We start from the raw sequence: 11,647 nt of genomic DNA, 5'->3' as shown, positions 1-11,647 counted from the left end.
GAACTGACATGCTGAAGATCGAACAATTGCATGCCGGCTACGGCAAGGTCGAGGTGCTGCACGGCATCTCGGTGGAGGTGCCCAAGGGCAAGGTGGTGACGTTGATCGGCTCGAACGGCGCCGGCAAGACGACGACGATGCGCGCGGTGTCGGGAATGATCGCGCCGAGCTCGGGCCAGATCACGCTCAACGGCAAGCGCATCGACGGGCTGGAGTCGTATCACATCGCGCGGCTGGGGCTGGCGCATTCGCCGGAAGGGCGCCGCGTCTTCGCGACGATGAGCGTCACCGACAACCTGCGGCTGGGCGCATTCCCGCGCTACACCGGCGCGCGGCCCAAGGGCGACGTGGAAGCCGACCTCGAGAAGGCGATGGAGCTGTTCCCGCGCCTGAAGGAGCGGCGTCAGCAGCTCGCCGGCACCCTGTCCGGCGGCGAGCAGCAGATGCTCGCGATGGCGCGGGCGACGATGCTGAATCCGGAGGTCGTGCTGCTGGACGAGCCGTCGATGGGCCTGGCGCCCATTCTCGTCGACGAGGTGTTCCGCATCATCGCGCGGCTGAAGTCCGAAGGCGTGACCATGCTGCTGGTGGAGCAGTTCGCCGCGGCGGCGCTGGCGGTGGCCGACTACGGCTATGTGCTGGAGAACGGTCGCATCTCGCTGCACGGTCCCGCGGAGAAGCTGCGCACGGATCCGGCGGTGAAGGCGGCGTATCTGGGCGGGGGGCACTGAGGCGGGAGGCGCGGGCGGCGTGATGTGAATCCGTAGCCCGCCTACTTGAACCAGTTGGAATCGCGGCCGCGTCGACCGCGAATGGGCAGGTGTCAGCCGCGACTCGCTTGCATAGAGTGACTGCATCGCCCAGCCGGGCTTCAAGCAGTCGAGGTGGATGCATGACGACGTCCCAACGTGAACCGGATTTTCCGCCGGTCGAGGCCTGGAAGCGCGAGGGCCTCTATCCGTTCTCCCGCGATCCGGAGACGCCGGTCGAGCTGCTCGAGCGCCAGCTCTTCGATCAGGCGGCCTGGCATCTGTCCCGTTTCCACCCGGTGTTCCGGACCCTGGCGCCGGCGGCGATCGCGCTGCAGTTCCGCGTGCTGCGGCAGGCTGTCGAATGCGGCCCGGAAGAGCTCCAGGTCCTGTTGACCGAGGTCCTGAACCTGCCGATCGCGGAGCGCCAGATGCTGGCCGAGCTGCTCAAGGACGTCTCGCTGTCGTCGGTCATCCGGGAGTCCCACGTGGTCACCCAGCGGCTTCAACTGCTCGACGGCCTGGAGACCCTGCTCTTCGACGAGACGCTCCAGCCGCATGTCAAGGAGCGCGGGGAACTGCACCGCATCGTGTCCCGCAATCCCTGGCTGTTCGGCGACGAGTTCGCACTGTCGGTCGACAACCGGTCGCTGACGGAGGTGCTGCGCAAGCATCGCGAACTGCTGGGAACGGACGTCGCCATCGATGAGCCGTTCCAGATGCCGGGCGAGAAGCGCTCGATCATCGACCTCATGTTCTCCCGGGCGACGAGGCGGCATCAGCCATCGACGCTGGAGCACCTCGTGGTGGAGTTGAAGGCGCCGCACATCGCCATCGGGCGCAAGGAGATCAACCAGATCTCCGGCTATGCGCTGGACGTCACGGGCGACGAGCGTTTCCTGTCGGTGAAGGTCAAGTGGTCGTTCTGGCTGGTGGGGCGGGACATCCAGGAAGGTTCGCGGAATCTCGCGAGGCTCCAGGAAGAGCTGCACCTGCGCAGCCCGTTCAACTATTCCGTTCACGTCGTGACCTGGGCGCAGTTGATCGACGAGAACCGAGCCCGCCTGCAGTTCCTCCAGGAAACCCTGGACTACAAGGCCAGCCGGCAGGCGGGCCTGCGGCATCTGCAGCGTCGCTATCCTGACTGCCTGGGCGACGTGGTCCAGCGCGCGCAGGAGCCTCAGGCGACCTATGCGCGCGCCGGATGATCCGAGGCGAAGGGGCGGCAGCGCCACCACCTTCGCTCACGGCCTCAGACGAACATGCCGCCCGACGCCTCCACCCGCTGCGCGTTGATCCAGCCGCTGTCGTCGGACAGCAGCGAGGCGACGACCGGGCCGATGTCGTCCGGCAGGCCGGCGCGGCCGAGTGCCGTCACCGAGGCGATGAAGCCGTTCACTTCCTTGCTGTCGCGCACCGCGCCGCCGCCGAAGTCGGTCTCGATCGCGCCGGGCGCCAGCGTGTTCACGCGGATGCCGCGGGCGCCGAACTCCTTGGCCATGTAGCGCGTCATCACCTCGACGCCGCCCTTCATCGTCGCGTAGGCGCCGTAGCCGGGCACCGTGAAGCGCGCCAGGCCGCTGGACACGTTCAGCACGCTGCCGCCGTCGTTGATCAGCGGCAGCAGCGCCTGGGTCAGGAAGAACGGGCCCTTCAGGTGCACGCGCATCAGTTCGTCGAACTGCGCTTCGGTCGTGTCGGCGACCGGCGTGTGCACGCCCATGCCGGCGTTGTTGACGAGGTGGTCGAAACGTTCGCGCTGCCAGTGCTGCTTCAGCGTCTGCTTCAGCGCCTCGGCGAAGGCGGGGAAGGCGCCGCTGTCGCCGACGTCCAGCTGCAGCGCCGCCGCCTGGCCGCCGAGCGCGCGGATCTCGTCGACGACCGCCTGCGCCTCGCCGGCCTGGCTGCGGTAGGTCACGATGCTGTCGATGCCGCGGCGCGCCAGGTGCACCGCCGCATTGCGGCCCAGGCCGCGGCTGCCGCCGGTGATCAGCGCGATCTTGGTGGTGGAGGAAGTCGTCATGGTCAGCTCCTGTGGGGCTTGTGGATCGGATGCAGGAACTTTATTGATCGACGATTGGCGTATAAACCGCCTAAGTCTGATTTGACCGTTCGTCCAAGGTGAACAAATGAACGTCAACGCCGCCCCGGCCGCGTCGCTTGCCTCGCCGCCTTCTCCGGCGCCCTCCATCGACACCCTCCAGGTCTTCGTCCGCGTGGCGGAGCTGGCCAGCTTCACGCAGGCGGCGCAGAGCCTGGGACTGCCGAAGGCGAGTGCCTCGACGGCCGTCCAGCGGCTGGAGGCCAGCCTGGGCATCCGGCTGTTCCACCGCACGACGCGGCGCGTGCAGCTGACGCAGGACGGTCAGGCCTGCTACGAACGCTGCAAGGACCTGCTGGCCGACCTGGACGACATGCAGACCATGTTCCAGCCGGCGGCCAGCGGACTGCGCGGCCGGCTGCGGGTGGACATGCCGATGCGGGTGGCGCACGACATCGTCGTGCCGCGGCTGCCGGAGTTCCTCGCCGCGCATCCGGGGCTGGAGCTGGAGCTCAGCAGCACCGACCGGCGCGTGGACCTGGTGCGCGAGGGCTTCGACTGCGTGCTGCGCGTCGGGCCGCTCAGCGATTCCAGTCTGGTGGCGCGTCCGCTCGGCGGGATGGAGATGGCCAACCTGGCGAGCGCCGAATACCTCGCGACGTTCGGGACGCCGCAGACGCTGGAGGACCTGTCTCGCCATCGGCTCGTCCAGTACGCGACGACGCTCGGCCAGCGCTGCCCGGGCTTCGAGTGGTGCGACGCCGCCGGCGCGACACGCTTCGAGCCCATGGCCGGCGCGCTGACGGTGAGCGATTCCGGCTCGTACACGGCGGCCTGCCTCGCCGGGCTCGGCATCACGCAGGTCCCGCGCCACGGCTTCGAGACGGAGGTGCTGGACGGCCGCCTCGTCGAGGTGCTGCCGCAGTTCCGGCCCGCGCCGATGCCGGTCCATCTGCTCTACGCGCACCGCCGGCAACTGCCGCGGCGCGTCCAGGCCTTCATGCAATGGCTGGCCGACCTGATGGCGCCCCGCCTGTTGCCGCTATCCTCTGCATCCTCGGCCCCGGCCTCCTGAACCTCGTCGCCCAATTGCGTTCCGACCCCGTCCTGGACCCGCATTCCGCCCTCGCCCAGCAGGCCCGCGCCGCGCTGCAGGCCGGCGACGCCCTCGCTGCGTTGTCGCCCGGCGAGGAGTGGCTGCTGCTCGCGTTGGAAGAGGGCAATGACGCGCAGCGTGCGCAGGCGCTGCTGCACCTGGCGCGCTGCGACCGCGTGCTGCATCGGCCCGGCGAGGCGCGCGCGCGCAGCGAGCTGGCGGCGCGGCTGTTCCGGCAGCAGGGCGACGCGGTCGGCGAGGCCGGCGCGCTGTCGGTGCTGGCGCACAGCGCGTCCACGGCCGGTCACCACGAGGAAGCGATCGAGGCGGCGCTGCTCGGCCTGAGACTGGCGCAATCGCGCGGCGACGGCGCGGCCCTGGTGGTGGCGCTGCAGGACCTGGGCGCCTGCCACGTGTGGGCGCGCAATTTCGACAAGGCGGCGGAAGTGCTGCGACAGGCCGTCGACGCGGCCAATGCAAGCAAGCCACGGCTGTCCCCGCTGATCGCCTGCCTGTGGCTGGCGCTGGGGTCACTGCTGGCCTATGCAGGCGAGCGCGAGCAGCGCGGGCAGCTGCCGCCGCTGGGGCCGTTGGAAGGCCATCTGATCAACGCGCGGCACCTGCTGTCCGAAGGCGATGCCGAGGCGAATTGCTGGTGGACGCTGATGCAGACGATGGCGCAGATCTGGAAGGGCGCCACGGCCTATGCGCAGCCGGAGCTGCAGCAGACGCTGGCGCAGTTGCCGGAGCAGGAGCGCCACTGGTTGGTCGCACTGGCGGGCTGGGTGCAGGCGGAGCTCGCCTGGGCGCGCCGCCTGTGGCCGCAGGCGCGGCGCGCGGCGGCGCAGACGGTGACGGCGGCGGACGCGGTGCAGCACGAGCCGCTGGCGCAACTCGGCGAGCTGATCGCCAGCCAGATCGAGGAACAGCAGGGGCAGCCGCAACGCGCGCTGCAGCGGATGCGCGCGCTGCGCGAGCGCGAGGCGCGCGTGCGCATCGCCAGCCTCGCGAGCCGCGAGGCGACGGTGCAATGGCAGCTCGACGCGCGCCGCAGCGAGCGCGACCGCGCGCAGCTCGCGGACGAGGCGCTGCGGCTGGAGAAGCTGTCGATGGAGGATCCGCTGACGGAACTCGCGAATCGCCGCAGCTTCGAGGATCACGCGCGGGCGCAGCTCGCGGGCAGCGGCGTGGTGAGCCTGGCGCTGATCGACGTCGACCACTTCAAGCAGGTCAACGACCGGCACTCGCACCTGGTCGGCGACCAGGTGCTGAGCGAGATCGCGCGGCTGATGCGACAGCACGTGCGCGAGCACGACGTCGCCGCGCGCCTGGCCGGCGACGAATTCGTGCTGCTGCTGCGCGGCGCGACCGAGGACATCGCGCAGCAGGCCTGCCTCCGGCTCGACGAGGCGGTGCGCAAGCACGACTGGTCGGCGGTCTCGGAGGGCCTGCAGGTGAGCATCAGCATCGGCGCCGCACAGCGCCAGGAAGGCGACACGCTGGAGACGCTGATGGCGCGCAGCGACGCCGCGATGTACGCCGCCAAGCGCGAGCGCAAGAGCGCCGCGATGACAGGCACCTGGCTCACCGACGAGAGCGAAGGCGAGGGCGATTCGCCGGATTGAGCACTCGCTCGCTGGGCCTCAATGCCCCTGCTCCCTCGCCCGCTTGAGCAGCAGTTCCCTTTCGCGCTCGTTGCCGGTCATCGCTGCAGCGCGTTCGAATTCCTCTTTCGCTTCGGCGTTGCGGCCGAGCTTGGACAGCAGGTCCGCGCGCACGCTCGGCAGCCAGTGGTACTGCTTCAGTGCGGGCTCTTCCATCAGGCCGTCGACGATCTCCAGACCGACCGCGGGACCGAAGGCCATGGCCAGCGCCACGGCGCGGTTGAGTTCCACCACCGGCGACGGCTGCCGCAGCGCCAGCGCCTCGTAGAGCGCCGCGATGCGCGGCCAGTCGGTGTCCTCGGCACGACGCGCCCGGGCGTGGCAGGCCGCGATCGCCGCCTGCAGCGCGTACGGCCCCAGGCCGTGCCCATCGTCGAGTTCGGCCGCGAGGCGATCGGCCGCTTCCAGCGCCGTCAGGCCGCGTTCGATCGCCGCCGCATCCCAGGTCGACCGGTCCTGCTCCAGCAGGAGCACCGGCTGGCCTTGGGCATCCACGCGCGCAGCGGCGCGTGAAGACTGCAACTCCATCAGCGCGAGCAGGCCCAGCACCTCGCCTTCGCGCGGCGCCAGCTTCACCAGCATGCGGGCCAGCCGCAGCGCCTCGTCGCACAGGTCCTGGCGGATCCAGCGCTCGCCGCTGGTCGCCGCGTAGCCTTCGTTGAAGATCAGGTAGAGCACCTCCAGCACGGCCGCGAGCCGCTCCGTCAGCGCCTCGCCGCGCGGCAGCTCGAAGGGCACGTTCGCCTCGCCCAGCGTGCGCTTCGCGCGGACCAGCCGCTGTGCCACCGTCGGCTCCGCTTGCAGGTAGGCCCGGGCGATCTCGCCCGTCGTCAGGCCGGCCACCATCTTCAGCGTCAAGGCCACGCGCGCCTCCAGGCTCAGCACCGGATGGCAGGCGCAGAACATCAGCCGCAGCACGTCGTCGCCGATCTCGCGCGCCGCGCGGTCGTCGTCCAGGTGGTCGACGAAGTCCGGCACGATCATCGCCTCGCGCGCGTCGAGTTCATGGCCGAGCTGCTCCAGCTTGTCGCCGCTCAGCTTCACATGGCGCAGCCGGTCCAGCGCGCGGTGCTTGGCCGTGGTCATCAGCCAGGCCGCCGGCTTGTCCGGCAGGCCCTGCCGGGGCCAGGTCTCCAGCGCGGCGACCAGCGCGTCCTGCGCCAGCTCTTCCGCCAGCGGCACGTCGCGGGTCAGCCGCGACAGGGCGCCGATGATCTTGGCGGATTCCTGCCGCCAGACGGTCGTGATCGCGCGATGGGTGTCGTCGTTCATGCGCGCGATCGTACGCGCGCCGGGTGGGCCTCAGGCGCCGGGGAACTGCGTGATGTCCATGTACATCAGCTCCCAGATGTGGCCGTCCGGATCCGCATACGCCTGCGAGTACATGAAGCCCATGTCCTGCGGCGCGCGCGGCACGGTACCGCCGGCGGCCAGCGCCTTGGCGATCAGCTCGTCCACCTGCGCCTTGCTCTCGCAGGACAGGCAGGTCAGCACCTCGGTCGTCGCATGCGCGTCGGAGATCTTGCGCGGCGTGAAGGTCTGGAAGAACTCCTCCACCAGCAGCATCGCGTAGATGTCGTCCGAGATGACCATGGACAAGGCCTGCTCGTTCGAGAACTGCGGATTGAACTCGTAGCCCATCGCGCCGTAGAAGCGCTTGCTGCGCTCCACGTCCTTGACGGGCAGGTTCACGAAGATTTGCTTGTGGCGCATGACGGAGCTCCAGGAGGGGGGTTGGGGGAATGGGATGGGGGTCCACACTCCCACGACGGTCCGGCTCCGCCGATTTCGACAGACCGCTGCACGGTCCTCGAAAAAATCTTGCGGAGCTTCAGGCCTTGGACTCCGCGTAGCACGGCACCAGCGAGCGGACCTCCACCGTGCACCACTCCGTCGCCGGGCATTCGCGGGCGATCGCCAGCGCCTCCTCGCGGGTCTTCACGTTCAGCCAGAAGAAGCCGCCGACCATCTCCTTGGCCTCGGCGAACGGGCCGTCGATCGTGGTCATGCGGCCGTCGCGTTTCGCGACCCGGGTCGATCCGTTGACCGACTGCAGCGACTGCGCCGCGTGCAGCAGGCCCTTGGCCTGGAGCTGGTCGGCGTAGGCGGTCATGCGGTCGTAGGCCTCGCGGCCTTCCTCCGGCGTGCGCGCCTCGCGCTGGCCGACAGGTTCGTTGATCAGCAGGATGTAGCTCATGCGGGTCTCCGTTGAATGCCGGCTATTGGACACCACACGTCCCGGTCGCTGTCAAAGGTCAGGGCATGTTCGGCACATGACCGGCGACGCTCGTCCACGCCCTCCGCCGTCGATCCGCCGGGCCTGCTGTCGATCCGTCGTTTCCCCCGGCCCGGCCCCCGGGACGCCTCCCTACACTGCGCCGCATGACTCCCGCCCCGTCCCGTCCCCTCTGGCGCGATGCCCGCCGGTTGCGCGCCTCCTGGCATGCCTGGCTGAGCAACGACGCCCAGCCCAGCGGCCCCGAATGGCTGCAATGGGTCTGGACGGTCTTCTTCTCGTGCGCGCTGGCCGTCGGCTTCACCGTCCTGGGCTTCCTGCTGAACGCCCGTACCGCCCGCTGGACCGACCCCGCGATCTGGGCCTGGTGGTACTGGAAGAACGTCATCGTCTGCCTGACCATCGGCCTGGTCATCCAGACGCTGTTCACGATCCTCGTGCCGCTCTTCGGCGGTCGCGCTCGTGTCCGCGCCTGGACGAGCTGGAAGCGCACCGTGTTCTTCTCCGGCGTGCCGCTGCTGGGCGTGCTCATCGGCTGGGTGCCGGGCATGTGGATGGCGGGCCTGGCGAACTGGGTCCGGATGGACTGGTCGCAGGGCGGCAAGATCATCGGCATCACCTCGGCGCTGTCCCTGTGCATCACCTTCGTGCTGCACCACTGGTTTGCGTCGAAGAACCGTCAGCTCAATGCCGAGCGGCGCGCCACCGAGGCGCAACTGCGTCTGCTGCAGGGGCAGATCGAACCGCACTTCCTGTTCAACACCCTGGCCAACGTGCATTCGCTGATCGACTACGACGCGCCCAAGGCCAAGGAGATGCTGGGCGCGTTCACCGCCTACCTGCGGGCGTCGCTGGGCGGCCTGCGGCGTGAGACAGGACCGCTGGAGGATGAGCTGTCGCTGGCGACCGCGTACCTGACGGTGCTGCAGACGCGCATGGAGGATCGCCTGCGCTTCGAGATCCAGGCGACGCCCGAGGCGCGCGTCGTGCCGCTGCCGCCGATGCTGCTGCAGCCGCTGGTCGAGAACGCAGTCCATCACGGCCTGGAGCCCAAGATCGAGGGCGGCACCGTGCGCGTCGACGCCGCGTTGGACAAGGGATTCCTCGTGATCGAGGTGCGCGACGACGGCGTCGGTCCCGGCGCCTCGCGCCGCGTCGGCAACGGCATCGCGCTCGCCAACCTGCGCGAACGCCTGATGACGCATTACGGCGACCGCGCGTCGCTGAGCCTCGAACCCACCGAGCCCGGCTGCCGCGTCACGCTGCGCGTGCCGCTCGATGTCTGAACGCGACGACCTCCGACCTCCGACCTCCGACCTCTTCCTCCAGTCAACGACCATGACCGCACCCGCCGCATTCACCGCGCTGATCGCCGACGACGAACCGCACCTCGCCCGCGCCCTCGCGGCGCAGCTGAGCGCCGCGTGGCCGGAACTTGAGATCGTCCACATCGCCCGCAACGGCGTGGAGGCCGCCGAGCAGATCGCCGCGCTGCAGCCGGACCTGGCCTTCCTGGACATCCAGATGCCGGGCCTGACGGGGCTCGAAGTCGCCGAAGGCATCGAGGGCGCGACACGCGTCGTTTTCGTCACCGCCTACGACCAGTACGCGGTGCAGGCCTTCGAGCAGGAGGCGATCGACTACGTGCTCAAGCCGGTCGAGGCGGAACGGCTCGCGCGCACGGTCGACCGGATCCGCCGCGCGCTGGCGAAGCGTGCGTCGAGCGCGGCCGATGGCGACGGACAGGGCGAGGGCGCAGGCGACGAGGTGGACGCGCGGCTGCTCGCCGCGCTGCAGCGGCTGCACGCGCCGGGCGGCACGGCGGCAAGACCGACGGGGCCGCTGCGCTGGGTGCGCGCGACGCAGGGCGACCTGATGCACCAGATCCCCGTCGACGAGGTGCTCTTCTTCCGTGCCGACGACAAGTACACCTGCGTCCAGACCGCGACCACGGAGTACCTCATCCGCACGTCCATCCACGAGCTGGCCGCGCAGCTCGACGGCGAGCGCTTCTGGCAGGTGCACCGCTCGACGATCGTGAACCTGGACCACGTCTCGGGCACACGCCGCGACGAACTGAGCCGATTGTTCGTGCGCGTGCGCGGGCATGCGAGCGAGCTGCCCGTGAGTCGGGCCTACGTGCATCTGTTCAAGGCGATGTGACGCGGCCTGCGACTCGGCTGCCCGCGTCCCGCCGCGTGGCGTCGCATGGCGCCGCGTGCGTCACTTGAAGAACCAGTACCCCACCAGGATCGCGCCGACCAGGCCGACGACGTCGGCCAGCAGCCCGCAGGTCAGCGCGTAGCGGGTCTTCTTGATGTTGACGCTGCCGAAGTAGACGGCCAGCACGTAGAAGGTGGTCTCGGTCGAGCCCTGGATGATGGCGGCGAGCTTGCCCTCGAAGCTGTCGACGCCGTAGGTCTTGAGCACGTCCACCATCAGCCCGCGCGCGCCGCTGCCCGACAGCGTCTTCATCAGCCCGACCGGCAGCGCCGGCACGAAGTCCGTCGGCAGTCCCAGCGCCGCCACGCCGGCGGCGATGCCCCTCACGACGAACTCCATGCAGCCCGTCGTGCGGAACACCGAGATCGCCACCAGGATCGCGATCAGGTAGGGAATGATCTGGACCGCGACGCCGAAGCCTTCCTTGGCGCCTTCGACGAAGGACTCGTAGACGTTGATGCGGCGCCACGCGCCGACGGCGATGAACATCGCGATGATGCTCAGGATCACGCCGCTGCCCAGCAGGCCGATGTACTGCGACATCACCTCCGGCGGGTAGCTGTGCAGCCAGCCGAAGACGGCCGCCATGATCGCGATGAAGCCGCCGACGAAGACCAGCACCGGCGCGCTGAACAGGTTGATGCGCTGCACCCAGGCCACCGCGATCAGCCCCGACATGAAGGAGATGAAGGTCGCCACCAGCGTGGGCAGGAAGATGTCCGCCGCGTTGAAGCCCACCAGGCCCTGGTCCACCGCCATCGCCTGGCGTATCGCGATCACCGAGGTCGGGATCAGTGTGATGCCCGCGGTGTTCAGCACCAGGAACATGATCATCGCGTTGCTGGCGGTGTCCTTCTGCGGGTTGAGTTCCTGCAGCTCCTTCATCGCCTTCAGGCCCAGCGGCGTGGCGGCGTTGTCCAGCCCGAGCATGTTGGCCGAGAAGTTCATGACCATCGAGCCGCCCGCCGGGTGCCCGCGCGGCACCTCCGGGAAGATGCGGCCGAAGAACGGCCCCATCGCGCGCGCGAACAGCTGGATCACGCCGGCGTTCTCGCCCACCTTCATCAGGCCCAGCCACAGGCTCATCACGCCGACCAGGCCCAGCGAGATGTCGAAGCCGGTCTTGGCCGTGTCGAAGATGCCGGTGAGCACCTGCGTGAAGATGGTCAGGTCGCCCTGGACCAGCCGCGCCAGCGCGACCGCGAAGCCGATCAGGAAGAACCCGATCCAGATGAAGTTGAGCACCATGGGGGCGGATTATTCCGGTCCCGCGCCTCCCGGGCCGCGAGGCTGCGGGATTGCGAGCATCACCTTGTGGGGGCAGGTCATAACCGCGATCGCCTCGGCACCCTGAGCTTGCCGTGCGCGTCACGGACGACGCGGGCCCGCACGCGCATGCAACGACCCGGACCGGGAGCGGGACGCCCGATGCGAGTGGCTGCCGGGCCGCGGCAGCCCTCGTCGGGGTCATTGAGCACCAGGCCGCGCTTTCGAAGAATGGCCTCGCCCTTCCGGTCCGGAGGGGTTGGAGTGCTACCGATGACTTGCATCCTGAGTTCCTCTTCCGACACGCGCCCCGGCCCGGCTGCGCGCGTTGCCTGCCGCAACGGCCGACGCTGGCTCGCGGCTGCCGCGCTG

The 11,647-nt window shown here is 69.5% G+C and carries 11 protein-coding genes; 6 read left to right on the top strand and 5 right to left on the bottom strand.

The features are described 5' to 3' along the window. Nucleotides 1-8 precede the first annotated feature (8 nt). Nucleotides 9-731: an ABC transporter ATP-binding protein gene (locus ACQZ13_RS27220; protein WP_431048960.1), complete on the top strand. Its 723-nt coding sequence runs from the start codon at nt 9-11 to the stop codon at nt 729-731. A 161-nt stretch (nt 732-892) separates the two neighbouring features. After that, the gene (locus ACQZ13_RS27215; protein ID WP_431048959.1) at nt 893-1,957 is read left to right on the top strand and encodes a histidine kinase; all 1,065 of its coding nucleotides are present in this window, start codon (nt 893-895) and stop codon (nt 1,955-1,957) included. Between the two features lie 44 nt (nt 1,958-2,001). On the opposite strand, the gene ACQZ13_RS27210 is transcribed toward ACQZ13_RS27215, so the two are convergent. After that, a complete protein-coding gene (locus tag ACQZ13_RS27210) occupies nt 2,002-2,772 on the bottom strand; it encodes an SDR family NAD(P)-dependent oxidoreductase (RefSeq protein WP_431048958.1) in 771 nt (256 codons plus the stop codon). A gap of 106 nt (nt 2,773-2,878) precedes the next feature. On the opposite strand from ACQZ13_RS27210, the gene ACQZ13_RS27205 reads away from it, so the two are divergent. Both ACQZ13_RS27205 and ACQZ13_RS27200 read left to right on the top strand, forming a co-directional pair. Next, nucleotides 2,879-3,865, top strand: coding sequence for a LysR family transcriptional regulator (locus ACQZ13_RS27205; protein WP_431048957.1), 987 nt, complete (start codon nt 2,879-2,881; stop codon nt 3,863-3,865). 14 nt (nt 3,866-3,879) lie between these two features. Beyond that, a complete protein-coding gene (locus ACQZ13_RS27200) occupies nt 3,880-5,511 on the top strand; it encodes a GGDEF domain-containing protein (protein WP_431048956.1) in 1,632 nt (543 codons plus the stop codon). 18 nt (nt 5,512-5,529) lie between these two features. Here ACQZ13_RS27200 and ACQZ13_RS27195 read toward each other — a convergent pair whose 3' ends face one another. The 3 genes from ACQZ13_RS27195 to ACQZ13_RS27185 form a co-directional block, all read right to left on the bottom strand. Further along, nucleotides 5,530-6,822, bottom strand: coding sequence for an RNA polymerase sigma factor (locus tag ACQZ13_RS27195; RefSeq protein ID WP_431048955.1), 1,293 nt, complete (start codon nt 6,820-6,822; stop codon nt 5,530-5,532). Between the two features lie 30 nt (nt 6,823-6,852). Continuing rightward, nucleotides 6,853-7,263, bottom strand: a complete 411-nt coding sequence (locus tag ACQZ13_RS27190) for a VOC family protein (RefSeq protein WP_088407636.1) — start codon at nt 7,261-7,263, stop codon at nt 6,853-6,855. A gap of 118 nt (nt 7,264-7,381) precedes the next feature. Next, nucleotides 7,382-7,747, bottom strand: coding sequence for a YciI family protein (locus ACQZ13_RS27185; RefSeq protein WP_431048954.1), 366 nt, complete (start codon nt 7,745-7,747; stop codon nt 7,382-7,384). 185 nt (nt 7,748-7,932) lie between these two features. On the opposite strand from ACQZ13_RS27185, the gene ACQZ13_RS27180 reads away from it, so the two are divergent. Further along, a complete protein-coding gene (locus tag ACQZ13_RS27180) occupies nt 7,933-9,072 on the top strand; it encodes a sensor histidine kinase (RefSeq protein WP_431048953.1) in 1,140 nt (379 codons plus the stop codon). Nucleotides 9,073-9,124: 52 nt separating this feature from the next. Continuing rightward, nucleotides 9,125-9,949, top strand: a complete 825-nt coding sequence (locus ACQZ13_RS27175) for a LytR/AlgR family response regulator transcription factor (RefSeq protein ID WP_431048952.1) — start codon at nt 9,125-9,127, stop codon at nt 9,947-9,949. Between the two features lie 60 nt (nt 9,950-10,009). Here the strand turns inward: ACQZ13_RS27175 and ACQZ13_RS27170 are convergent, their stop codons facing one another. After that, the gene (locus tag ACQZ13_RS27170) at nt 10,010-11,257 is read right to left on the bottom strand and encodes a nucleoside recognition domain-containing protein (protein WP_431048950.1); all 1,248 of its coding nucleotides are present in this window, start codon (nt 11,255-11,257) and stop codon (nt 10,010-10,012) included. Nucleotides 11,258-11,647: the final 390 nt, after the last annotated feature.

It is taken from the genome of Roseateles sp. L2-2, from assembly GCF_050613215.1.
GTDB lineage: Bacteria > Pseudomonadota > Gammaproteobacteria > Burkholderiales > Burkholderiaceae_C > Roseateles > Roseateles noduli.
The sequence above is the reverse complement of the archived record's forward strand: the minus strand, read 5'-3'. Positions and strand labels throughout refer to the sequence as shown.

Coding starts and splice junctions, on each gene's coding strand:
- ACQZ13_RS27220 (WP_431048960.1), top strand. CDS start 9: ATGCTGAAGATCGAACAATTGCATGCCGGCTACGGCAAGGTCGAGGTG.
- ACQZ13_RS27215 (WP_431048959.1), top strand. CDS start 893: ATGACGACGTCCCAACGTGAACCGGATTTTCCGCCGGTCGAGGCCTGG.
- ACQZ13_RS27210 (WP_431048958.1), bottom strand. CDS start 2,772: ATGACGACTTCCTCCACCACCAAGATCGCGCTGATCACCGGCGGCAGC.
- ACQZ13_RS27205 (WP_431048957.1), top strand. CDS start 2,879: ATGAACGTCAACGCCGCCCCGGCCGCGTCGCTTGCCTCGCCGCCTTCT.
- ACQZ13_RS27195 (WP_431048955.1), bottom strand. CDS start 6,822: ATGAACGACGACACCCATCGCGCGATCACGACCGTCTGGCGGCAGGAA.
- ACQZ13_RS27190 (WP_088407636.1), bottom strand. CDS start 7,263: ATGCGCCACAAGCAAATCTTCGTGAACCTGCCCGTCAAGGACGTGGAG.
- ACQZ13_RS27185 (WP_431048954.1), bottom strand. CDS start 7,747: ATGAGCTACATCCTGCTGATCAACGAACCTGTCGGCCAGCGCGAGGCG.
- ACQZ13_RS27180 (WP_431048953.1), top strand. CDS start 7,933: ATGACTCCCGCCCCGTCCCGTCCCCTCTGGCGCGATGCCCGCCGGTTG.
- ACQZ13_RS27175 (WP_431048952.1), top strand. CDS start 9,125: ATGACCGCACCCGCCGCATTCACCGCGCTGATCGCCGACGACGAACCG.
- ACQZ13_RS27170 (WP_431048950.1), bottom strand. CDS start 11,257: ATGGTGCTCAACTTCATCTGGATCGGGTTCTTCCTGATCGGCTTCGCG.